We start from the raw sequence: 21644 nt of genomic DNA, 5'->3' as shown, positions 1-21644 counted from the left end.
GCCCTCGTCGCCAAGGGGGTGACGAAGCTGTGACTGCCGAGAACGTTGTCGGTCTGGTTGTGGCCGTCGCTCTGCTGGGCTATCTGATTGTTGCCCTCGTCTTCCCGGAGAGGTTCTGAGTCTCGATATGAGTCCCGTCCTCGCCGGTGTGCTCCAGCTGCTCGCGCTGATAGCGGCGCTGGCGCTCGCCTACATTCCCCTCGGCGACTACATGGCCAGGGTCTACTCCTCGGACCGGCACTGGCGTGTCGAGAAGTGGATCTACAAGGGCATCGGTGCCAATCCGAACACGGAGATGCGCTGGCCGGCCTATCTGCGCGGTGTCCTGGCCTTCTCCGCGGTCGGTGTCCTTTTCCTCTATCTGCTGCAGCGTCTGCAGGGTCATCTGCCGGGCTCGCTGGGCTTTGCCGCCATCGATCCGGACCAGGCGTTCAACACGGCCGCGTCGTTCGTGTCGAACACCAACTGGCAGTCGTACTACGGCGAGCAGGCCATGGGTCATGTCCTGCAGACCGGTGGTCTGGCGGTGCAGAACTTCGTCTCGGCCGCGGTCGGCATCGCCGTCGCGGTGGCGCTGGTGCGTGGTTTCTCGCGTTCGCGCACGGGTGAGCTCGGCAACTTCTGGGCGGACCTGGTGCGCGGCACGGTCCGTATCCTGCTGCCGCTCTCGGTCGTCGCCGCGATCATCCTGGTCGCCTGCGGCGCCATCCAGAACTTCGCGGGGATCCACTCGGTGGGCCAGTTCATGGGCGGCTCGCAGCAGTGGAACGGCGGTGCGGTCGCCTCGCAGGAGGCCATCAAGGAGATCGGGACCAACGGCGGCGGCTACTTCAATGCCAACTCCGCGCATCCCTTCGAGAACCCGACGCCGTTCTCCAACCTGTTCGAGATCTTCCTGCTCCTGGTCATCCCGTTCGCGCTGACCCGCACCTTCGGCCGTATGGTCGGCAGCCTGAAGCAGGGCTATGCGATCCTCGCCACGATGGCGACGATCTGGGTCGGTTTCGTCGCGCTGATGATGTGGACGGAGTTCGCCCACCACGGCCCGGCGTTCCAGATCGCGGGCGGTGCGCTGGAGGGCAAGGAGCAGCGGTTCGGTGTCGGCGCCTCGTCGATCTTCGCGGTGTCGACCACCCTGACCTCGACGGGTGCGGTGGACTCCTTCCACTCCTCGTTCACCGGCCTCGGCGGCGGCATCACGATCCTGGGCATGCAGCTGGGTGAGATCGCACCCGGTGGTACGGGTTCGGGTCTCTACGGCATGCTGATCATGGCGGTGATCGCGGTGTTCATCGCCGGGCTGATGGTCGGGCGCACGCCGGAGTACCTGGGCAAGAAGATCGGGACGCGTGAGATCAAGTTCGCGGCCTGTTACATCCTCATCACCCCGGCGCTGGTGCTCGTCTTCACGGCCGCGGCGATGGCGCTGCCGACGCCCGGCAATTCGATGACCAACAGCGGGGCGCACGGCTTCTCCGAGATCCTGTACGCGTATTCGTCGGGTGCGAACAACAACGGTTCGGCGTTCGCGGGTCTGAACGCGGACACGCAGTGGTTCAACAGCACGATCGGGCTGGCGATGCTGCTGGGCCGTTTCCTGCCGATGGTGTTCGTGCTGGCGCTGGCGGGTTCGCTGGCCGAGCAGAAGCCGGTCCCGGCGACCGCGGGCACCCTGCGCACCGAGAAGCCGCTGTTCACGGGTCTGCTGGTGGGCGCGATCCTGATCATCACCGGTCTGACCTACTTCCCGGCCCTGGCGCTGGGTCCGCTGGCCGAGGGGCTGGCGTCATGACCACTCGCATAGACAACCAAGAGGACGCCGTGTCCACGACTACTCCCACCCGGGCGCCGCACAGTGATGTGCCGACCGGCCACAAGGACGAAGGGCGGGTCGGCGCGGGTCTGTTCGACCCGAAGCAGCTGCTGAGGTCGCTGCCGGACGCCGTGCGCAAGCTGGACCCGCGGGTGATGGTCAAGTCGCCCGTGATGTTCGTGGTCCTGGTCGGCTCGGTTCTGACGACGGTGTTCTCCTTCAAGGACCCGGGGGACTGGTTCGGCTGGGCGATCAGTGCCTGGCTGTGGCTGACCGTGATCTTCGCCAACCTGGCGGAGGCGGTGGCCGAGGGCCGCGGCAAGGCCCAGGCGGAAACCCTCCGCAAGGCCAAGACCGACACCATCGCCCGCCGCCTGGTGGGTGAGCGTGAGGAGCAGGTCCCCGGCACCGAACTGCGGGTGGGTGACCTGGTCGTCTGTGAGGCGGGTGACATCATCCCGGGCGACGGTGACGTCGTCGAGGGTGTCGCGAGCGTCGACGAGTCGGCCATCACCGGCGAGTCGGCCCCGGTCATCCGTGAGTCCGGCGGCGACCGTTCGGCCGTGACCGGCGGCACGAAGGTCCTCTCGGACCGGATCGTCATCAAGATCACGACGAAGCCGGGCGAGACGTTCATCGACCGGATGATCGCCCTGGTCGAGGGCGCGGCCCGGCAGAAGACGCCCAACGAGATCGCGCTGAACATCCTGCTCGCGTCCCTCACGATCGTCTTTCTGCTGGCCGTCGCGACGCTGCCGCCGTTCGCGGACTATGCGGGCACCCACCTGACCATGGTGGTCCTGGTGGCGCTCCTGGTGTGTCTGATCCCGACGACGATCGGTGCGCTGCTCTCGGCGATCGGTATCGCGGGCATGGACCGCCTCGTGCAGCGCAATGTCCTGGCGATGTCGGGGCGTGCGGTCGAGGCCGCGGGTGACGTCTCCACGCTGCTGCTGGACAAGACCGGCACGATCACGCTGGGCAACCGGCAGGCCGCCGAGTTCGTGCCGGTGACCGGCACCACCGAGGCCGAAGTCGCGGATGCGGCGCAGTTGTCGTCGCTGGCGGACGAGACGCCCGAGGGGCGCTCCATCGTCGTCCTGGCGAAGGAGAAGTACGGGCTGCGCGAGCGTCACCAGGGTGAACTCGCGGGCGCCGAGTGGATCGCCTTCACCGCCCAGACCCGGATGTCGGGTGTGGACGTCGACGGACGCAGGATCCGCAAGGGCGCGGCCGGTTCGGTCATCTCCTGGGTCCGCGAACAGGGCGGCGAGGTGTCCCAGGACGCCGACACCCTCTCCAGCCGGATCTCCGAGGCGGGCGGCACCCCGCTGCTGGTCGCGGTCGAGGACGCGCAAGGTGCCCGGATCCTGGGCGTCATCCATCTGAAGGATGTCGTCAAGGAGGGCATGCGGGAGCGGTTCGACGAGCTGCGCCGGATGGGTATCCGCACGGTCATGATCACGGGTGACAACCCGCTGACGGCCAAGGCCATCGCGGACGAGGCGGGTGTCGACGACTTCCTCGCGGAGGCCACGCCCGAGGACAAGATGGCGCTGATCAAGCGGGAGCAGGCGGGCGGCAAGCTGGTCGCGATGACCGGTGACGGCACCAACGACGCCCCCGCGCTGGCGCAGGCGGACGTCGGTGTGGCGATGAACACCGGCACGTCGGCCGCCAAGGAGGCCGGCAACATGGTCGACCTCGACTCCAACCCGACCAAGCTCATCGAGATCGTCGAGATCGGCAAGCAGCTCCTCATCACCCGGGGCGCGCTGACGACGTTCTCGATCGCCAACGACGTCGCGAAGTACTTCGCGATCATCCCGGCGCTGTTCGCGGCGGTCTACCCGGGCCTGGACAAGCTGAACATCATGCATCTGTCCTCGCCCGACTCGGCGATCCTGTCCGCGGTCATCTTCAACGCGCTGATCATCATCGCGCTGGTGCCACTCGCCCTGCGGGGTGTGCAGTACCGGCCGATGAGTGCCGACCGGATGCTGCGGCGCAACCTCGGGATCTACGGGATCGGCGGGCTGATCGCCCCGTTCATCGGCATCAAGATCATCGACCTGATCATCTCCCTCATCCCCGGAATCGGCTGATCGGCTATGAACAACTCGGTTACGAACACGGCCCGGCTGCTGTGGGCGGGCCTGCGGGCCCTCCTCGTCCTGACCGTCGTGTGCGGTGTGCTGTATCCGCTGGCCCTCACCGGCGTCGCCCAGGGCCTGTTCCCCGGCCGGGCGAACGGCTCGGAGATCAAGGCGGACGGCAAGGTCGTGGGTTCCTCCCTGATCGGGCAGGCCTACAACCTGCCCCTGAAGAAGGGCCAGGAGACCCCGGACGCGGACCTGAAGTGGTTCCAGGGCCGCCCGCAGAACGGCCTGGGCGCCAACAGCGTCAACACCCAGTACAAGCTGATCCTGTCCGGCGCCACCAACCGCTCCGGTGACAACAAGGACCTGATCGACTGGGTGAGTGCCGCGAAGAAGGCCGTCATCAAGGACAACTCGGTCGACGGCTACACGGTCAAACCCCCGACGTGCCCGCCGACGCGGTGACGTCCTCCGGCTCCGGCCTGGACCCGGACATCTCCCCCACCTACGCCGGCATCCAGGTCCACCGGATCGCGGCCAGGAACGGCCTGCCGGTCGCCGAGGTGCAAAAGCTCGTCGACCAGCACACCGACGGCCGCACCCTCGGCTTCATCGGCGAGCCCCGCGTCAACATCCTCGAACTCAACATCGCACTCAAGGAACTCCTCGCGAAGAGCTGACGGACCCACACGCACCCCTGCGGGAGCCGACGGACAAGGGAAACAAGGGAAACACCCCTTCACCCCCGCCGGCTCCCGCAGCCATGACCCCCACAACAGGAAAGGCACATCCCCATGACCCGGGTGCTGGTGGTGGAGGACGACCCGCAACTCGTCCGGGCGCTCGTGATCAACATGCAGGCCCGCGGATACGGAGTCGACGCCGCCCCGGACGGCGCCACCGCACTGCGCCTCGCCGCCGCCCGCCAGCCCGACGTGGTCGTACTCGACCTCGGACTGCCCGACATGGACGGCACGGACGTCATCAAGGCCCTGCGCGGCTGGAGCCGCGTCCCCGTCCTGGTCCTGTCCGCACGCCGCTCCTCCGGCGAGAAGGTCGCCGCCCTCGACGCGGGCGCCGACGACTACATCACCAAACCCTTCAGCATGGACGAACTCCTCGCCCGGCTGCGCGCCGCCGTCCGCCGCACCGACACCGCACCGCTGGCCCCCGACATGGTCCTGGTCACCACCGACGACTTCACCATCGACCTGCTCGCGAAGAAGGCCACCCGCGCGGGCCGCGACGTCCGCCTGACCCCCACCGAGTGGCACCTGCTGGAGATCCTCATCACCAACCCCGGCCGGCTCATCACCCAGCGCCACCTGCTCCAGGAGGTATGGGGCACCTCGCAGAGCAACAAGACCAACTACCTCCGCGTCTACATGGCCCAACTCCGCCGCAAACTGGAGACCGACCCCTCCCACCCCCGCTACCTCATCACCGAACCCGGCATGGGATACCGCTTCGAAAGTTGAGTCCCTGGATGAGCCCCCGACGGGACTCCCGGCTGAGTTCCTGACCTGATCCCCGATCTGATCCCTGACCTGATCCCTGGCCTGATCCCCGATCGAATCCCTTTCGAGACCGGCCCCGGCACCCCACGGCCCCGCCCGTAGAGACGAAGAGACGAGAAGATGGCACGCGGCAAACTTCGGATTTACCTCGGTGCGGCGCCAGGCGTCGGCAAGACGTACGCGATGCTCTCCGAGGCACACCGCCGGGTCGAGCGAGGCACCGACTGCGTGGTCGCGTTCGTGGAGCACCACCACCGGCCGCGCACGGAGGTGATGCTGCACGGTCTGGAGCAGGTCCCGCTCAAGGAACTGGAGTACCGCGGCGCCACGTTCACCGAGATGGATGTGGACGCGGTGCTGGCCCGGCATCCCCAGGTGGCCCTGGTCGACGAGCTGCCCCACACGAACATCCCCGGCTCCCGCAACGCCAAGCGCTGGCAGGATGTCGAGGAGCTGCTGGCCGCCGGGATCGACGTGATCTCGACCGTCAACATCCAGCACCTGGAATCACTGGGCGACGTCGTCGAGTCCATCACCGGCATCCGACAGCAGGAGACGGTGCCGGACGAGGTCGTACGGCGGGCGGACCAGATCGAACTGGTCGACATGTCACCGCCGGCACTGCGCCGCCGTATGGCCCACGGCAACATCTACAAGCCCGACAAGGTCGACGCGGCCCTGTCCAACTACTTCCGCCCCGGCAACCTCACCGCCCTGCGCGAACTGGCGCTGCTGTGGGTCGCCGACCGGGTCGACGAATACCTGACCGAATACCGCAACGAGCACCGGGTCTCGAAGATCTGGGGTTCCCGTGAACGGATCGTCGTCGGACTGACGGGCGGTCCCGAGGGACGCACCCTGATCCGCCGGGCCGTGCGCCTGGCCGAGAAGGGCGCCGGCGGCGAGGTCATGGCCGTCTACATCTCCCGCAGCGACGGGCTGACCAACGCCTCGCCCAAGGAACTGGCGGTCCAGCGGACCCTCGTGGAGGATCTCGGCGGCACCTTCCACCATGTCATCGGGGACGACGTACCGGCAGCGCTCCTGGACTTCGCGCGCGGAGTGAACGCCACCCAGATCGTCCTCGGGGTGTCCCGCCGCAAGGGATGGCAGTACGTTTTCGGGCCGGGCGTCGGCGCCACGGTGGCCCGCGAGTCGGGCCCCGACCTCGATGTCCACCTGATCACCCACGACGAGGCGGGCAAGGGGCGCGGGCTGCCCGTGGCCCAGAGTGCGCGGCTCGGCCGGTCCCGGGTCATCTGGGGCTGGCTGGTCGGTGTGGCCGGCCCCGCCCTCCTCACGCTGCTGCTCACCAGTGTCACCCCTGAAGTCGGCCTGGCCAACGACATGTTGCTGTACTTGGCGATGACGGTGGCCGCGGCCCTGCTGGGCGGCCTCTACCCGGCGCTGGCCTCGGCCGTCGTGGGTTCCCTGCTGCTGAACTGGTTTTTCACCCCGCCCGTCCACACCCTGACGATCGCCGACCCGAAGAACATCGTCGCCATCGCGATCTTCGTCGGTGTCGCCGTGTCGGTGGCCTCCGTGGTGGACCTGGCGGCCCGGCGCACGCACCAGGCCGCGCGGCTGCGTGCCGAGTCGGAGATTCTCTCCTTCCTGGCGGGCAGTGTGCTGCGCGGCGAGACCAGCCTGGAAGCGCTGCTGGAGCGGGTCCGGGAGACCTTCGGCATGGAATCGGTGGCGCTGCTGGAGCGAGAGAGCGAAGTGGCCCCCTGGACCTGCGCCGGCAGCGTGGGCCCGCGTCCGCTGGTCGAGCGGCCGGAGGACGCGGACGTCGACGTGCCGGTCAGCGACCGTATGGCGCTGGCTCTGAAGGGGCGGGTTCTGCCGGCGGAGGACCGGCGGGTACTGGCCGCGTTCGCCGCCCAGGCCGCGGTGGTCCTGGACCGCCAGCGGCTGCAGTCCGAGGCAGACCGGTCCCGCACGCTGGCCGAGGGCAACCGCATCCGCACCGCGCTGCTGGCCGCGGTCAGCCACGACCTGCGCACCCCGCTGGCCGGGATAAAGGCAGCCGTCTCCTCCCTCAGGTCCGATGACGTGGCCTGGTCCGAGGAGGACCGGGCGGAACTGCTCGAAGGCATCGAGGACGGCGCGGACCGACTCGACAACCTGGTGGGCAACCTGCTCGACATGTCCCGGCTGCAGACCGGCACCGTCACCCCACTCATCCGTGAGATCGATCTCGACGAGGTGGTCCCGATGGCGCTCGGCGGGGTTCCCGAGGACAGCGTGGAGCTGGAGATCCCGGAGACTCTGCCGATGGTCGCCGTCGACCCCGGCCTGCTGGAGCGCGCGGTCGCCAACCTCGTGGAGAACGCGGTCAAGTACAGTCCCTCCGGCGAGCGGGTCCTGGTGTCCGCCAGTGCCATGGCCGACCGGGTGGAGATACGGGTGGTGGACCGCGGCCCAGGCGTTCCCGACGAGGCCAAGGACCGCATCTTCGAGCCCTTCCAGCGCTACGGCGACGCTCCGCGCGGCGCGGGCGTGGGCCTCGGGCTGGCAGTCGCCCGCGGCTTCGCGGAGGCGATGAGCGGCACCCTCAACGCCGAGGACACTCCCGGCGGCGGACTCACGATGGTGCTCACCCTCCCGGCCGCGTCGGATCTCCTGCCGGTCCGCCCCGACCTTCCGGCGACCGCCACCTCGTAGGTCCGAGCACGATGATCAAGGGGGCATCAGGACCACGTCGGGCAAGGGGAGTTGGCACCTGCAGACCGCCGATGCCACGGAGGCCATGGTGAAGGGCGTCATGCACTTCCGCGTGGCCTCCTGCCAGCCGCCGCGCTGGGTGCCCGTACCGACGTCGCCGTCCGTGTCGTGCCGTACCGGCTGAGTCTGCGCGGGATCGCAGGCTCAGCCGGTACACGGGCCGCTACAGCAGTCCGTCGGCGATGGTGCCGAGGGAGAGCGCCGGCAGGAAGTTGAGCAGTGCCAGGATGACGGCCGCGGCGGTGGCGAGGACGACGAAGTTGACGCCCTGGGCGCGCAGCGTGCCGGCCGTGACGACGCCCGGTTGCTGCTTGGCGAGGCGTCCGGCCAGGGCCAGGACGCAGACCATCGGGAGATAGCGGCCGGCCAGCATCGCGAACACCATCAGCAGGTTGTGGAAGTCGGTGGCGCCGTTGAAGCCCGCCATCGCGCTGCCGTTGCTGTTGGTGTTGCTGGTGTACGCGTAGATGAGTTCGGTCAGGCCGTGTGCTCCAGGGTTGCCCATCGAGGTCTGGCCGTCGTCGAAGGCGAGCGCGATGCCCGTGCACGCGAGGATCACGGTCGGCGGGATCAGCGCGTACACGACGACCCAGCGCATCTCCGCGTACCCGATCCGCTTGCGCAGGTATTCGGGTGTGCGGCCGACCATCAGACCGCCGAGGAAGACGGCCACGAGGACCACCATGATCAGGCCGTACAGTCCGCTGCCGGTGCCGCCGGGTGCGATCTCGCCGAGCATCATCGCGGACAGCAGCACACCGCCGCCGAGGCTGGAGAAGCTGTCGTACGAGGAGTTGGCCGCGCCGTCCGCCGAGCCCGTGGCGCCCACGCCGAAGAGTGTGGAGCCGGGGATGCCGAAGCGGGTCTCGGTGCCTTCGTACTGTCCGCCGACCGCCTGTGTGACCGTGCCGGTGTGGGCGCTCTGCGCGAGCGTGCCCGCGGCGAGCAGTAGGCCGAAGAGGATGCCGACGACCGTGAGCAGGGTCCAGCTCTGCTTCAGGCTGCCGATCATCCGGCCGAACATGCGGACGCAGGCCGTCGGGATGAGCAGCATCAGTACGATCTCGAAGGCGTTGGTCCAGGCGCTCGGGTTCTCGAAGGGGTGGGCGCTGTTGGCGTTGAAGACGCCGCCGCCGTCGCCGGTGAACAGCTTGATCGGCTCCCAGGAGCCCACCGGCCCGTCGAGGATCGTCTGCTTGGCGCCCGCGACCGTGGTGAAGGTGTGCCCGCCGCCGAGGCTCTGGATGACACCGCCCGCCATCAGGATCAGGCCGCCGACGACCGCCATCGGGACCAGGATGCGGAAGATCGTGCGCAGCAGGTCGACCCAGAAGTTGCCGAGGTCGTCGGTGGACCGCCGGACCAGGCCCCGGACCAGGGCGAGGGCCACGCAGATGCCGACCGCCGCCGACGCGAACGCCTGGACACCCAGCCCCGCCATGACGGCGAGGTGTCCGGTGGTCGACTCACCGGCGTAGTTCTGCCAGCTGGTGTTGGTCGTGAAGGAGACGGCGGTGTGCAGTGCGAGCCGCCACGGCATGCCCTCGTGGCCTGTCGACCAGGGCAGCTTGCCCTGCAGGGTGAACAGGGCGAAGAGTGCCGCGACGCTCATGACGGAGAAGGCGAGCAGGGCGGTGAGGTAGTGCCGCCAGGTCTGTTCCCTGTCCGGGTCGATTCCGCAGACGCGATAGAGGGTCTTCTCTCCCCTCCAGTGCTTTCCGCCGTCGAGCGCGCGGGCCATGTAGTCGCCCAGTGGGACGTGCAGTCCCACGACCACGGCGAGAATGATCGATGCCTGGATCCAGGCCGCCATGATCAGGCTCCCTGCTTCGGAGACGACGCGGATGTCGCGGTCGTCGGGTACTTGCGGTCGAGAGCGACGTTCAGCTCGACGACATTGACGCCCGGCTCGCCGAGCACACCGAGCGCACGCCCGGTGGTGTACTTCGCGATCAGCTCCCGTACGTCGGCCACGCTCGCGCCACGCTCACGTGCGACGCGCGGCGCCTGGAGCTTCGCGTACGCCGGGCTGATGTGCGGGTCGAGGCCGCTGCCGCTCGCGGTGACCGCGTCGGCGGGAACGACCGGGTTCGCCGGGGCGTCGCCGCGCACGGGGACGGTCACGGCGTGGCTGTAGTCCGCGCCGGGCTTCGCGCACGAGACGCGAACTCCCTTGTAGGTGGCGAGGAACGGCTGGGCGGGGCACGCCTGGTTCAAGCTGACGACCTTGGTGACACGTCCGCTCGTACCGCCCTCACGGAAGACGCCGAGGACCGCGCCGACGCCGTCGTCCGTGCAGTACGGGCGTGAGCCGTCGACGCCTTCGAGGTCGCCTACCGCCTTGCTGCGCCCGCACACCAGGGTGAGCAGGCTCGGCTTGTCCTTCGTGTCGACGACGGACTCGGGGCCCTGGTTTCCGGCCCCGGACGCCGTGGCGTCGTATCCCGTACCGGCGTTGGAGGGCCGGGACTGGAAGTACTTCTTGACGGGATTGCCCTTGGCGTCGGTGAAGGACTGGCCGATGAGCGAGGATCCGGCCGGTTTGCCGTCGGCGCCGGTGACCTCGGACTTGCCGTCGAGTCCCGGGACTTGGGCCGCCGCCACCATGGCCAACGGATAGGCCAGGCCGGTCAGGAGAGTCAGGACGAGGACCACCCGGAGCGCTGCGACGTGCTGGGCGAGCCAGTGCGGGAGCCGTTGATTCATGGTCAGATCCCCGGGATGAACTGGACGAGGGCGAAGTCGATGAACTTGATGGCCAGGAACGGGGCGATCACGCCGCCGAGTCCGTAGATCCACAGGTTGCGGGTGAGCAGGGCGGAGGCGCTGCTCGGCCGGTAGCGGACACCGCGCAGGGCGAGCGGGATCAGCGCCACGATGACCACCGCGTTGAAGACGACCGCGGAGAGGATCGCGGACAGCGGCGAGTGCAGATCCATGATGTTGAGCCGGTCGAGCCCCGGGTACACCGCGGCGAACATCGCGGGCAGGATCGCGAAGTACTTGGCGATGTCGTTGGCGATCGAGAAGGTGCTGAGCGCGCCCCGGGTGATGAGGAGCTGCTTGCCGATCTCGACGATCTCGATGATCTTCGTGGGGTCGGAGTCGAGGTCGACCATGTTGCCGGCCTCCTTGGCGGCCGACGTCCCCGTGTTCATCGCCACGCCCACGTCCGCCTGCGCGAGCGCCGGTGCGTCGTTCGTGCCGTCGCCCGTCATCGCGATGAGGTGACCGCCGGCCTGCTCCCGCTTGATCAGCTCCAGCTTGTCCTCGGGCGTGGCCTCGGCCAGGAAGTCGTCGACGCCCGCCTCCTCGGCGATCGCCTTGGCGGTCACCGGGTTGTCGCCGGTGATCATCACCGTACGGATGCCCATGCGGCGCAACTCGTCGAAGCGTTCGCGCAAGCCGGGTTTGACGATGTCCTTGAGGTGAACGACGCCGAGTACTTCGGCCCGGCCGTCGTGCGTGGACTGCGCCACGGCCAGCGGTGTACCGCCCGACGCGGAGACCTGCTGCACGGTCGCCTCCAGCGCGACCGGGACCTCGCCGCCCTGCTCCCGCACCCAGGTCGCGACCGAGGCCGCCGCACCCTTGCGCAGTCGCAGCCCGCTCGGCAGATCGACCCCGGACATGCGGGTGGCGGCGGTGAACGGAACCCACTCGGCGCCGTTCGCGACCCGCTCGGTCGCCTCATGTTCCTCGTGGGCGAATTCGACGATGGAACGGCCCTCGGGCGTCTCGTCCGCCAGGCTGGACAGCAGCGCCGCCTTCGCCAGCCGCTCCATGGGGACGGCGCCGACCGGCAGGAACGCGCTCGCCCGCCGGTTGCCGTACGTGATCGTGCCAGTCTTGTCGAGCAGCAAGGTGTTGACGTCGCCCGCCGCCTCAACCGCCCTTCCGGACATGGCCAGTACGTTCCTCTGCACCAGCCGGTCCATGCCCGCGATACCGATCGCCGAGAGCAACGCGCCGATGGTCGTCGGGATCAGGCAGACCAGGAGCGAGACCAGCACGATGGCGGTGACGCCGTCCGCGGTCAGCGCCGCCGTGTCGTGCGCGGCGGCCATCGCGTCCTTGGAGAAGATCGCCATCGGCTGCAGGGTCACCACCGCGACCAGGAAGACGAAGGTCAGCATGACCAGCAGCAGGTTCAGCGCCAGCTCGTTGGGGGTCTTCTGCCGGTTGGCGCCCTCGACCAGGGCGATCATCCGGTCCAGGAAGCTCTCCCCGGGCTCCTGGGTGATCCGTACGACGAGGTGGTCGGAGAGCACCCGGGTGCCGCCGGTGACCGCGCTGCGGTCGCCGCCGGACTCGCGGATGACCGGCGCGGACTCACCGGTGATCGCCGACTCGTCGACGCTCGCGGCGCCCGCGATGACGTCGCCGTCGCCGGGTATCAGCTCCCCGGCCGGTACGGACACGATGTCGCCGCGCCTCAACTCGGAAGCTGCGACGGCCTCTTCTACGTACGCGCCCTCCACCGCGTCGGGCTCCCAGCCGGCGAGCCGCCATGCGGTGGTCTGCTGCCGGGTCTTGCGCAGCGAGTCGGCCTGCGCCTTGCCGCGGCTCTCGGCCACGGCCTCGGCGAGGTTGGCGAAGACCACCGTCAGCCACAGCCAGCCGGTGATCAGCCAGCCGAAGAGGCTGGGGTGGAAGACCGCGATACCGGTGGTGAGGGCGGCGCCGACCTCGGTGACGAACATGACCGGATTGCGGAACAGGGTCACCGGATTCAGCTTGCGCAGCGCCTGGGGGAGCGCGCGCCACAGCTGGGTCGGATCGAGCATTCCGGCGCCGACCCGGCGCGGCTGCCCGGGGCTGGGTGGAGGAGAGTCCGGCACGGGCGCGGGCCGGGTCTCGGCGGGAGCGGACATCAGAACTTCTCCGGCTTGATCAGGGCTACCACGAGGTAGGCGAGCAGTGAGACGGCCACGATCAGGCCGACGGTGTTTTCGACGGTCATCGAGACCTCGTCCTCACACACATAGAGGTATGCGGATAGGGGGTGTTCGTGATCTTTCCGACTTCCCGTGGCGTACAACGGGCAGTCCTCCGCCGAGGGGGAGCTCGGCGGAGGTCCGGGGAAGGAACTCGGCGCTACAGCCCGATGTCCCGGCGGCTCATGTCGTCCAGCGATTCACGGCGTACGAGAACGCGTGCGATCCTGTCGGACACCGCGACCACCGGCGGCCGGCCGACCAGGTTGTACCCGGAGGCCATGGACAGGTGGTAGGCGCCGGCTGCCGGGACGGCGAGGAGGTCGCCGGGGTGTACGTCGCCCGGGAGCGCGACTTCGTCCGCGAGGATGTCGCCCGCTTCGCAGTGCCGGCCCACGACGGTGACGAGGCGGGGCGGTACGGAGGAGTGGCGGCCGATGAGCCGGGGCGCGTACCGCACCCCGTACAGCGCGGGCCTCGGGTTGTCGCTCATGCCGCCGTCGACGGCCACGAAGGTGTGCTCGGCGGTGCGTTTGACGGCGAGGACCCGGTAGACGGCGACCCCGGCGGGGCCGACGATCGCGCGGCCGGGTTCGAGGGTGAGCCGGGGCACAGGCAGGCCGGCACGGGCGCAGCCCTCCTCCAGCTCGGCGCGGACCCGGCCGGCCAGCACGCTGACGTCGAGGCTCTCCTCGCCGGGCCGGTAGGCGATGGCGTGGCCGCCGCCGATGTTCAGCTGGGGGAGGACGACGCCGTGCTGCTCCTTGATGCGGGCCATCAGTCCGATCACGCGGCGCACCGCGGCGACGTACGGCTTCACGGCGGCGATCTGCGAGCCGATGTGGCAGTGCAGGCCGACGAGTTCGAGGTGCGGCTGGTCGAGTATCCGGGTGACGGCGTGCTGTGCGGAGCCGTCGGTGATCGACAGGCCGAACTTCTGGTCGTCGGTGCCGGTCTGCACCTTGGTGTGGCCGCCGGCCGCGATGCCGGGCACCACCCGCACCATGACCTTCTGGCGGGTGTCGGCGGGGGTGATCGCTGCCAGCCGGGCGATCTCGGAGGTGCTGTCCACGACGATGCGTCCGACGCCGAGGCGTAGCGCGGTGCGCAGGTCCTCGGGGCTCTTGGCGTTGCCGTGCAGCACGATCTTCTCCGGCGGGAAGCCGGTGGTGACGGCGAGTGCGAGCTCTCCGGCGGAGCAGACGTCCAGGCCCAGGCCCTCTTCCTGCACCCAGTGCGCCATCGCCCGGCACAGGAAGGCCTTCGCCGCGTAGACGATGTCGGCCTCGGGGAACGCGGTGCGGTAGGTACGGCAGCGTTCGCGGACTTCTTGCTCGTCGAGGACGTAGACGGGGGTGCCGAAGCGGTCGGCGGCCTCGGTGAGGGAGACGCCGCCGACGGAGACGTCCCCGTCGGGCTCGGGGCGGGTGGAGCGGGGCCAGACGGAGAGACCGTCGGCGTCGCGGTGGTCCGCGTCGTCGGCCTGGAGGACCTGGTGCAGGTCCTGAACCGACAGTTCCTGAACCGGCAGGTCTTGAACGGACAGGTCCTGAAGGGGGGCGTCCTGAATGGACATGGCGTCTCCTAGCCGATCAGCAGGTTCAGACACGCGACGACGGCCGCGGCGCCGGTCACCCGCAGGGCACCGACGTGCTGCGGGTGCCAGCGGCGCCAGGAGTTCTCGCGCTCACGGACCGTGGCCGCGGTGCGGTCGGCTGCGGGGGCGGAGAACGACGGGTCGACGGTGAGGGCGGTGACGCCCAGGGGCGTGGCGAGCGCACGCAGCGCGGGTTCGGAGAGTCTGATGCTGGCCTGGTCCGTGCCCAGAGTGGCGGTGAGTTTCGCCGCCGAGGTGAATCCGACGGCCGTACGGCCGCCCAGGGGGGTGCGGAAGAACCGGGCCGTACAGCCCGCGGGCCCCGACCGGACAGGGACGAAGAGAAGTCCGGCCGGGACGCGTTCACAAGGCTCGGGGTCCTCGGAATGCTCGACTGGAGACATGGTGTGGCTCCTCGAAGAAGGCTACGTGCGCCGCCCGGTCGGATCGGCCGGGCGCTTCGATGAAGCTATGCCCGCCGGACCAGGTATGGGGCCCCGTACTGACGGATGCTTGACGGGAAGCCCTGCACCCATAACGCGACGCTGACGGGCAACGAGATGCCTGGTCAGCGTGGCGTCCGAGTCTTCCGGCAGAACCGCGGCGGGGTCGCTCCCGGCCGCTGACGGGCACGACGGAGCGGCCGGCGGCGAGGGGTGCGCGGAGAGGTGAATCCGGAGGTCGCGCAGGGAAGGCCGAAGGTGTGTCGGTGCGGGGTCGTGAAGCAGATCACTGAGGTGTCACGGCGCGACGCGGTGCTCGACGCAGTGGTTCGCAGTACGCACGGGGCCGGGCCGGCGGACATGTCGTCCGGGGCGCCGCATCGCCGGACGGCGCACGGCGGCGCCCGCGCTCGCTTGCCGTGCAGGGGACAGCCCATCCCGCAGATGCGTGGCGCACACGCGTTGCCGAGGTGCCCCGGTCGGTCAGGGCCTGCCGTCCGTCAGCTCCCGGGCGTCGAACGGCATCCGCAGGCTGACGCGGCGGTGCACGGAGGCGAGTTCGCTCTGCAAGGGCGAGGGCGGTACGGCCAGCACTGGGCAGGTGGAGTGTGCGAAGCAGTAGCGGGCGACGGAGGGGACCAGCGCGCGGCGCACCCTGCCCCGGCACCCTGCGCCGACCACCAGGAGGTCGTCCACCCGGTCGGCGGTCGCGACCAGGGCGCGCCCCACCGTGCCCTGTACGACCAGCCCCCGGTACGGAACCCCGGGCCCGGTGTCGCCGAAGGCGGTGTCGAGCGCGTCGAGCAGTCGCATGCCCGCGTCCCGCCGGAGTTCGTCCAGCGGCAACGGGCAGACCGACCGCCGGTGAGCGAGATCACCACCAGGTGGCTCCCAGGCGAGGACGACCAGCAACTCGGCATCCGTACGACGGGCCTCGTCCGCGGCCCGGTGCAGGGCCGCCAGACTCCCCAGCGAACCGCTCACTCCGACAACGACGCGCCGCTCCTCGGCCTTGGTCATTGCTCGATCACCCCTCGGCGTGCATGCACACAGACATCCGGGTCCCATGGAAGTGCCCGAGGAGGGGCGCGGACGGCTCTGTTGGCGTTTACCTGATGGCAGGGGGGTGGTTCATAACGCTCTTCTGACGCCGCTCACAGCCAGCCGTTGCGGCGGAAGGCCCGGTAGATCACGGTGCAGATGACGATGATGCCGCCGATCACCAGGGGGTAGCCGAAGGTCCAGCGGAGTTCCGGCATGTGGTCGAAGTTCATGCCGTAGACGCCGACGATGCCGATGGGCACGGCGATGAGGGCGGCGATGGCGCTGATGCGGCGCATGTGGGAGTTCTGCTGGACACCGGTCTGCGCGAGGGTGAGGGACAGGGCGGTGTCGGTCACCTCGCCGAGCGTGGCGATGCGTTCGGCGGCCTGGGTGAGGTGGTCGTGGACATCGCGGAGGTAGGTGGCGATGTCCTTGTCCACGCCGGGCAGCCGGCCCCCGGCGAGTTCCCGCATCGGCCCTGCGAGCGGGGCCACCGCGCGGCGCAGTTGCAGGAGTTCGCGTTTGAGCTGGTAGATGCGGCGGATGTCCTGGGCTTGCTGAGGCGCGAAGGCGGTGCCCTCCGCTTCGTCCACGTCCGTCTCGACGGCGGTGACGACTTCGAGGTACTGGTCGACGACGGTGTCGGCGATGGCGTGCAGGACGGCGGCGGGGCCGTGCGCGAGCAGTTCGGGACGGCTTTCCAGGGCCCGGCGGACGCCCGTGAGCTGGCGGGAGGGTCCATGGCGTACGACGACGATGAAGCCCTCGCCCATGAAGACCATGATCTCGCCGGTGTCGACGATCTCGCTGGTGGCGGTGAGGTGTTCGTGTTCGACGTAGACGGCGGTCCGCAGGACGAGGAAGAGGGTGTCGTCGTAGCGTTCGAGCTTCGGGCGCTGGTGGGCTTCCAGGGCGTCCTCGACGGCCAACGGGTGCAGGCCGAAGGCGCGCGCGACGGACTGGAGCTGGTCCTCGGTGGGTTCGTGCAGGCCGATCCAGACGAAGCTGTCCGGCGTGGCGTGGCACGCGTGCATGGCCTGGTCGAGGGGGAGAAGGCCCGGCCGGCGCTTGCCGTGCTCGTACAGGGCGCAGTCGACCACGGAGTCCGGGTTCGACCGCGGCGGTGGTGGTGTCGGTGGTGTACTGCTGGCCGTCATGGCGTCTCCTCGTGACGGGCGCGGCCTGGTGCGTGTACGGCCCACACCATGTTTGCACGGGGACGCGAGTTACGTTCTGGGGCGCAGCCGGTGCCGACCGGGCGGGCGCGGCGATGTTCGTGGTCCTTCCCGCGGACCGGGCGGAAAGTATCCGGCGCCGCGACCACGACGATGGTCACGTATGTGGGGCCGGTGCCCAGGCGGCACTGCTGGGCGAAGATGTCGCACACCGAAGTGAGGGGAACGGTGCTCGACATCAGCGGCCAGGCCGAAGCCGGCCCCTGCTTCACACGCCGATCGCTCCGTCGATGCGCTCGCGGAGCAGGTCGGCGTGGCCGTTGTGACGGGCGTACTCCTCTGCAGCGTGGTGCGCTGGGCGCTCAGGACATCGATGAGCATCCGCCGTTCGTCGCCGGTCGTCGGGCCGAAGACCGCGGTCCTCCGCTCGATGGCCGTCCTGTCGTCCTCGGTCCCCGTCAGGCCGAGTTCCGCGAGCAGCGCGGCCCGGCGGGTGGCGACCTCGTGGACGTCGCCGCCCAGCATCCAGGTGTGGTGCTCGGCGAGCAGCCGGTCGTAGTGGTCGACGGTGGTGCCCGCGTCGGGGTCATGGCGTGTTCCTCCGGGTTGTCCGTACGCCTTGCCGTCCGTCGGTCTGCGTGAGCAGCGAGGCGTCGGACCAGGTGAAGCGGAGCTTGGCGGGGGAGCCGACGAGCCGGGACGCTACGCCGCCGGGGGCGAGACCGCCGCCTTCTCGACGCAGGTGCCGCCCAGAGCTCGGTAGAACTCCTGGGCCGCCGTGTTCTGTTCGAGCACCCACAGGTACATGGCGTCGCCCCTCGCACGCTCGGCAACGGCCTCCGCGGCGCGGGAGAGCAGCGCGGTGCCGAGGCCCGTCCGTCGGCGGTGCTGGACGACGTGCAGATTGTCGACGAAGCTCCCCCAGCGGCCGTCCTCGTCGAGGACGACGTGGACGAACCCCACAAGCCCGGTGTCGTCCTCGGCCACGACGGTCGCGCTGCCGATCGGGGCGGAGAGGCGCGAGGACCACACGGACCGCCGGTCGGCCACCACGTCGCCGTCCAGGAACGCGTCGGAGTACGCGCCGCGGTAGTGCCGACGCCAGCTGTCGGCGTGCAGCAGTGCCATGTTCTCGGCGTCACCGGGCCCCGCTGCCCGCAACCGCAACGAGGTCGTGCGTGAGTCGGCGGGGTCAGAGGTGGCGCGCAGGCGGCGCCGGGCCAGCTCGCTCGCCGCCTGCGCAGGGGTCTGGCCGCGGTGTTGCGCGGTGTCCAGCAGGTCGTCGACGGTGTTCTCGATGGCGCGGACTCGTGCGTGGGCCTCGTCGGCACTGACGCGGTGGAGCTCGGTGCTGATGGCGTTGATGACTCCCCCCGCGTTTGCGACATAGTCCGGCACCCAGAGGATGTCGCGCTGGTGCAGCAGGTCCGCGACATCGGGCGTGGCGAGCTGGTTGTTCGCCGGCCCGACCACAGCGCGGCAGCGGAGATCCGCCGCGGTCCGACTGGTCAGGACGGAGCCGAGGGCCGAAGGGACCACGATGTCCACGTCCGCGGCCAGGATCTCGTCGGGCGACCGCCAGACTGCGCCGAGTTCGTCGGCGGTCTTGCGCTTGTCCGGGTCGATGTCGGTGACCGTCAGGGCGGCTCCCTCGGCGGCGAGGAGGCGGGCGAGGCCGGTGCCGACGCGGCCCAGACCGACTACGGCGAGAGTACGGCCGTCCAGACTTGAGGTGCCGTACAGCCGTCGGCTGACGGCCCGCAGTGCGGCGAGGGTCCCCTGCGCGGTGTGCGGGGACGAGTCGCCGCTGCCGCCCAGATGCGCCGGCCGACAGAACACATGGGAGGTGGTTTCTCCGATCACCGCCATGTCGTCGGGACCGGTTCCGACATCCGGGCCGGTGGCGTACGCACCGCCGAACGAGGCGATGACCTCTGCTACGTCACGCAGCACGTCGTGGCGTCGGTCGGCATCGAGTTCCATTCTCTCCGGCAGCGCCACGACGGCCTTCCCGCCACCGCTGGGCAGCCCGGCCACGGCGAACTTCGAGGTCATCGCGGCCGACAGGCGAAGGGCGTCGGTGAGGCCGTCCCGCCAGTCGGGGTAGTGCCAGAGGCGGAGGCCACCGGCTGCCGGACCCAGTGCCGTGGAATGAACAGCCACGATCACCGGAAGCCGCGAGCGCCGACCGGTGTGGATCACGACCTGCTCATGATCAAGCATGAGCCTGCTGTCCCTTCGTTTGTTCGGTTGGATGACGTCATGGTGCCCGGACAGCACTGGGCGGGGCGGGCCCGATCGTGCCGCCCCGGGTGGCACCGCTTGGCGCCACTCGGTGTCATGTGGTGCCACCTGGTGCCATTCCGTGCTCCCGAGAGTGCATGAGCGCGCGTGGCGCCACAATGGCACGGGTTGCCCTCTGTGTGTTTTCGCAGGTGGGGCGGCTGTCCGTAGGCTCACCCCAGGCAAGGTGCCAACCGGAGTTGCGCATGGCGCCATAGTGATGCCATCATGGCGTCATGGACCTCACCCCGTATGTCGACACCCTCCGCCGCGAACTCGCGGTGGCCGCCGAAGCCGGTGGCGACGAAGCCCGCGAGCTGGCCGAGCGGCTCACCGCTCCTCTGGAGTCGGCGACCCGGCTGACCATGCTCAATGTGCTCTCCGCCGCGATGGACGAGATCACCCGCGAGCTCGCCCCCGGCTCGGTCGACGTACGGCTGCGCGGGCTGGACCCCGACTTCGTGGTGACACCGCCGCCCACCGACGGCGGCGCCCTCGTGGGGCCGGCCGCGCCCGTCGAACATTTCAAGACCCCGGCCCCGGCGGACGGCGACGAGGGCGGCGCCGCCCGCGTCAACCTGCGTCTGCCGGCTCACCTCAAGGCCCGAGCCGAGGAAGCCGCGAGTCGCGAGGGTCTGTCGGTCAACGCGTGGCTGGTGCGGGCCGTGTCGGCCGCGGTCGACGGCGGCACCCGGCCGCGTACGACGGAGAAGACCCAGACCATCGGACAGAGCTTCACGGGCTGGGTGCACTAGCCGCGCCCCCGCCCGCACCACTTCACCTGCACTGCTTCACCCACACCACGTCCCACCAGCGGGGACGCCCTGAAGACCCAAGAGGACGGGACAGCCATGCCTTCTTTTGACACTCCCGAACCGATCTCGGCCACGGCGCACGTGGAGGCCGGTTCCATCCGGTTCACCGCGGGCGACCGCCTCGACACCGTCGTCGAGGTGCGGCCCCGCGACCCGAAGCGGGACCAGGACGTACGGGCGGCCGACCAGACCGAGGTCACGTACGCGAGCGGCGTACTGATCGTCAGGACGCCCAAGCAGCGCTATCTGTTCGGCCGTACCGGCACTGTCGATGTGACGGTCGAACTGCCCACGGGCTCGCGCGTCGACATGACCGGCGCCTGGGCCCAGGTGCTCGGCGAGGGTCGGCTCGGCGAGGTCCACGTGAAGACCTCGTCGGGTGACGTCCGCCTCGACACGACCGGCCCGCTGCGGCTGACCGCGTCGCACGGCTCGATCACCGTGGACCGGGTCGAGGGCATGGCCGAGATCACCACCAGCTCCGGCAGTCTGCGCGTCGGCCTCGTCGACGGCCCCGCCGTCCTGAAGAACTCGCACGGCACCACGACCGTCGGCGCCGCGACCGGCGAGCTGCGGGTGAGCGGCGCCAACGGCGACATCGAGATCCGGCGCGCCGAGGCCTCGGTCGCCGCCACTACCGCCCACGGCACCCTACGTGTGGGCGAAGTGGCCCGCGGTACCGTCCAGTTGGAGACCTCCTACGGCGCCATCGAGGTCGGCGTGCGCGAGGGCACGGCCGCCTGGCTCGACGTCAGCTCGGGCTCCGGACAGGTGCGCAACACGCTCACCGCGTCCGAGGCCCCGGAGAAGACCGAGGACACCGTCGAGGTCCGTGCCCGCACCCGGTTCGGCACCATCGACATCCTCCGCGCCAAGGCCTGAGCGCCACATCCACAACCGGCCCCGTCCCCCACTCACTTCAGCCTTCGAATGGAGGGCCTCATGCCTTCATCTGTCATGCCCACGTCCAGGCGGGCCGACGGTCACGCGTCGCCGGCCGCCGTCTCCACCGCCGATCTGCGCAAGTCGTACGGCGACAAGACCGTTCTCGACGGCATCGATCTGCGCATCGCGGCCGGCTCGGTCTTCGCGCTGCTCGGGCCCAACGGTGCCGGCAAGACCACCACCGTGCAGATCCTGTCCACGCTCATCGCCGCCGACGGCGGGCACGCCCAGGGCGCGACGGCGGCGCTC

Annotated in this window: 17 protein-coding genes and 3 pseudogenes; 10 read left to right on the top strand and 10 right to left on the bottom strand. The window is 69.8% G+C overall.

The features are described 5' to 3' along the window. The first annotated feature begins 29 nt into the window (after nucleotides 1-29). The 6 genes and pseudogenes from kdpF (RV986_RS01805) to RV986_RS01780 all read left to right on the top strand — a co-directional run bounded on the left by kdpF (RV986_RS01805) (nucleotide 30) and on the right by RV986_RS01780 (nucleotide 8096). Nucleotides 30-119 carry a K(+)-transporting ATPase subunit F gene (gene kdpF / locus RV986_RS01805; RefSeq protein WP_475915688.1) on the top strand — a complete coding sequence of 30 codons (90 nt, stop codon included), beginning with the start codon at nucleotides 30-32 and terminating at the stop codon, nucleotides 117-119. An 8-nt stretch (nucleotides 120-127) separates the two neighbouring features. Beyond that, on the top strand, nucleotides 128-1792 hold the full coding sequence (kdpA, locus tag RV986_RS01800; RefSeq protein ID WP_475915687.1) for a potassium-transporting ATPase subunit KdpA: 1665 nt from the start codon (nucleotides 128-130) through the stop codon (nucleotides 1790-1792). Beyond that, complete coding sequence (kdpB, locus tag RV986_RS01795; protein WP_475915686.1) at nucleotides 1789-3918, top strand: potassium-transporting ATPase subunit KdpB; 2130 nt, start codon at nucleotides 1789-1791, stop codon at nucleotides 3916-3918. Before kdpA (RV986_RS01800) ends, kdpB (RV986_RS01795) begins: the two co-directional genes overlap by 4 nt. Before the next feature lie 6 nt (nucleotides 3919-3924). Next, a pseudogene (locus RV986_RS01790) lies at nucleotides 3925-4592 on the top strand (potassium-transporting ATPase subunit C). 114 nt (nucleotides 4593-4706) lie between these two features. After that, nucleotides 4707-5390 (top strand): response regulator, encoded by a 684-nt coding sequence (locus RV986_RS01785; RefSeq protein ID WP_475915685.1) that lies wholly within the window; start codon nucleotides 4707-4709, stop codon nucleotides 5388-5390. A gap of 159 nt (nucleotides 5391-5549) precedes the next feature. Beyond that, nucleotides 5550-8096, top strand: coding sequence for a DUF4118 domain-containing protein (locus RV986_RS01780; RefSeq protein WP_475915684.1), 2547 nt, complete (start codon nucleotides 5550-5552; stop codon nucleotides 8094-8096). A 223-nt stretch (nucleotides 8097-8319) separates the two neighbouring features. On the opposite strand, the gene kdpA (RV986_RS01775) is transcribed toward RV986_RS01780, so the two are convergent. The 9 genes and pseudogenes from kdpA (RV986_RS01775) to RV986_RS01735 all read right to left on the bottom strand — a co-directional run. Then, nucleotides 8320-9969: a potassium-transporting ATPase subunit KdpA gene (gene kdpA / locus RV986_RS01775; protein ID WP_475915683.1), complete on the bottom strand. Its 1650-nt coding sequence runs from the start codon at nucleotides 9967-9969 to the stop codon at nucleotides 8320-8322. Between the two features lie 2 nt (nucleotides 9970-9971). Beyond that, on the bottom strand, nucleotides 9972-10862 hold the full coding sequence (locus RV986_RS01770) for a potassium-transporting ATPase subunit C (RefSeq protein WP_475915682.1): 891 nt from the start codon (nucleotides 10860-10862) through the stop codon (nucleotides 9972-9974). Nucleotides 10863-10864: 2 nt separating this feature from the next. Continuing rightward, on the bottom strand, nucleotides 10865-13030 hold the full coding sequence (gene kdpB / locus RV986_RS01765; RefSeq protein ID WP_475915681.1) for a potassium-transporting ATPase subunit KdpB: 2166 nt from the start codon (nucleotides 13028-13030) through the stop codon (nucleotides 10865-10867). Continuing rightward, nucleotides 13030-13119, bottom strand: coding sequence for a K(+)-transporting ATPase subunit F (kdpF, locus tag RV986_RS01760; protein ID WP_101403875.1), 90 nt, complete (start codon nucleotides 13117-13119; stop codon nucleotides 13030-13032). Before kdpF (RV986_RS01760) ends, kdpB (RV986_RS01765) begins: the two co-directional genes overlap by 1 nt. Before the next feature lie 134 nt (nucleotides 13120-13253). Then, nucleotides 13254-14669, bottom strand: a complete 1416-nt coding sequence (lysA, locus tag RV986_RS01755) for a diaminopimelate decarboxylase (RefSeq protein ID WP_475915680.1) — start codon at nucleotides 14667-14669, stop codon at nucleotides 13254-13256. Between the two features lie 8 nt (nucleotides 14670-14677). Further along, nucleotides 14678-15094: an SAV_915 family protein gene (locus RV986_RS01750; protein WP_475915679.1), complete on the bottom strand. Its 417-nt coding sequence runs from the start codon at nucleotides 15092-15094 to the stop codon at nucleotides 14678-14680. 522 nt (nucleotides 15095-15616) lie between these two features. Then, a complete protein-coding gene (locus tag RV986_RS01745) occupies nucleotides 15617-16153 on the bottom strand; it encodes a universal stress protein (protein ID WP_475915678.1) in 537 nt (178 codons plus the stop codon). A 134-nt stretch (nucleotides 16154-16287) separates the two neighbouring features. Beyond that, nucleotides 16288-17334: a magnesium and cobalt transport protein CorA gene (locus tag RV986_RS01740; RefSeq protein WP_475915677.1), complete on the bottom strand. Its 1047-nt coding sequence runs from the start codon at nucleotides 17332-17334 to the stop codon at nucleotides 16288-16290. A 286-nt stretch (nucleotides 17335-17620) separates the two neighbouring features. Further along, a pseudogene (locus RV986_RS01735) lies at nucleotides 17621-17701 on the bottom strand (mycothiol transferase); the annotation flags it as partial. Here RV986_RS01735 and RV986_RS01730 point away from each other — a divergent pair. Next, nucleotides 17666-17911: a hypothetical protein gene (locus RV986_RS01730; protein WP_475915676.1), complete on the top strand. Its 246-nt coding sequence runs from the start codon at nucleotides 17666-17668 to the stop codon at nucleotides 17909-17911. The pseudogene RV986_RS01735 and the gene RV986_RS01730 sit on opposite strands and share 36 nt — an antisense overlap. Nucleotides 17912-18054: 143 nt before the next feature. On the opposite strand, the gene RV986_RS01725 is transcribed toward RV986_RS01730, so the two are convergent. Beyond that, entirely contained in the window at nucleotides 18055-19575 is a 1521-nt protein-coding gene (locus tag RV986_RS01725; protein WP_475915675.1) for a GNAT family N-acetyltransferase, read from the bottom strand. Nucleotides 19576-19871: 296 nt separating this feature from the next. Here RV986_RS01725 and RV986_RS01720 point away from each other — a divergent pair, with 296 nt between their 5' ends. The 3 genes and pseudogenes from RV986_RS01720 to RV986_RS01710 form a co-directional block, all read left to right on the top strand. Further along, nucleotides 19872-20390 carry a hypothetical protein gene (locus tag RV986_RS01720; RefSeq protein WP_475915674.1) on the top strand — a complete coding sequence of 173 codons (519 nt, stop codon included), beginning with the start codon at nucleotides 19872-19874 and terminating at the stop codon, nucleotides 20388-20390. Between the two features lie 96 nt (nucleotides 20391-20486). Continuing rightward, nucleotides 20487-21332 (top strand): DUF4097 family beta strand repeat-containing protein, encoded by an 846-nt coding sequence (locus RV986_RS01715; RefSeq protein ID WP_475915673.1) that lies wholly within the window; start codon nucleotides 20487-20489, stop codon nucleotides 21330-21332. A gap of 75 nt (nucleotides 21333-21407) precedes the next feature. Next, nucleotides 21408-21632, top strand: a pseudogene (locus RV986_RS01710) (ATP-binding cassette domain-containing protein); the annotation flags it as partial. Nucleotides 21633-21644 lie beyond the last annotated feature (12 nt).

Source organism: Streptomyces sp. RLA012 (assembly GCF_056270325.1).
The sequence above is the reverse complement of the archived record's forward strand: the minus strand, read 5'-3'. Positions and strand labels throughout refer to the sequence as shown.

Excerpts from the sequence above, each read along its gene's own strand:
- RV986_RS01745 (WP_475915678.1), bottom strand. The coding sequence starts at position 16,153 with ATGACCAAGGCCGAGGAGCGGCGCGTCGTTGTCGGAGTGAGCGGTTCG.
- RV986_RS01750 (WP_475915679.1), bottom strand. The coding sequence starts at position 15,094 with ATGTCTCCAGTCGAGCATTCCGAGGACCCCGAGCCTTGTGAACGCGTC.
- RV986_RS01785 (WP_475915685.1), top strand. The coding sequence starts at position 4,707 with ATGACCCGGGTGCTGGTGGTGGAGGACGACCCGCAACTCGTCCGGGCG.
- kdpB (WP_475915686.1), top strand. The coding sequence starts at position 1,789 with ATGACCACTCGCATAGACAACCAAGAGGACGCCGTGTCCACGACTACT.
- RV986_RS01715 (WP_475915673.1), top strand. The coding sequence starts at position 20,487 with ATGCCTTCTTTTGACACTCCCGAACCGATCTCGGCCACGGCGCACGTG.
- lysA (WP_475915680.1), bottom strand. The coding sequence starts at position 14,669 with ATGTCCATTCAGGACGCCCCCCTTCAGGACCTGTCCGTTCAAGACCTG.
- RV986_RS01725 (WP_475915675.1), bottom strand. The coding sequence starts at position 19,575 with ATGCTTGATCATGAGCAGGTCGTGATCCACACCGGTCGGCGCTCGCGG.
- kdpF (WP_101403875.1), bottom strand. The coding sequence starts at position 13,119 with ATGACCGTCGAAAACACCGTCGGCCTGATCGTGGCCGTCTCACTGCTC.
- RV986_RS01770 (WP_475915682.1), bottom strand. The coding sequence starts at position 10,862 with ATGAATCAACGGCTCCCGCACTGGCTCGCCCAGCACGTCGCAGCGCTC.
- RV986_RS01720 (WP_475915674.1), top strand. The coding sequence starts at position 19,872 with ATGGACCTCACCCCGTATGTCGACACCCTCCGCCGCGAACTCGCGGTG.
- RV986_RS01740 (WP_475915677.1), bottom strand. The coding sequence starts at position 17,334 with ATGACGGCCAGCAGTACACCACCGACACCACCACCGCCGCGGTCGAAC.
- kdpA (WP_475915683.1), bottom strand. The coding sequence starts at position 9,969 with ATGGCGGCCTGGATCCAGGCATCGATCATTCTCGCCGTGGTCGTGGGA.
- RV986_RS01780 (WP_475915684.1), top strand. The coding sequence starts at position 5,550 with ATGGCACGCGGCAAACTTCGGATTTACCTCGGTGCGGCGCCAGGCGTC.
- kdpA (WP_475915687.1), top strand. The coding sequence starts at position 128 with ATGAGTCCCGTCCTCGCCGGTGTGCTCCAGCTGCTCGCGCTGATAGCG.
- kdpB (WP_475915681.1), bottom strand. The coding sequence starts at position 13,030 with ATGTCCGCTCCCGCCGAGACCCGGCCCGCGCCCGTGCCGGACTCTCCT.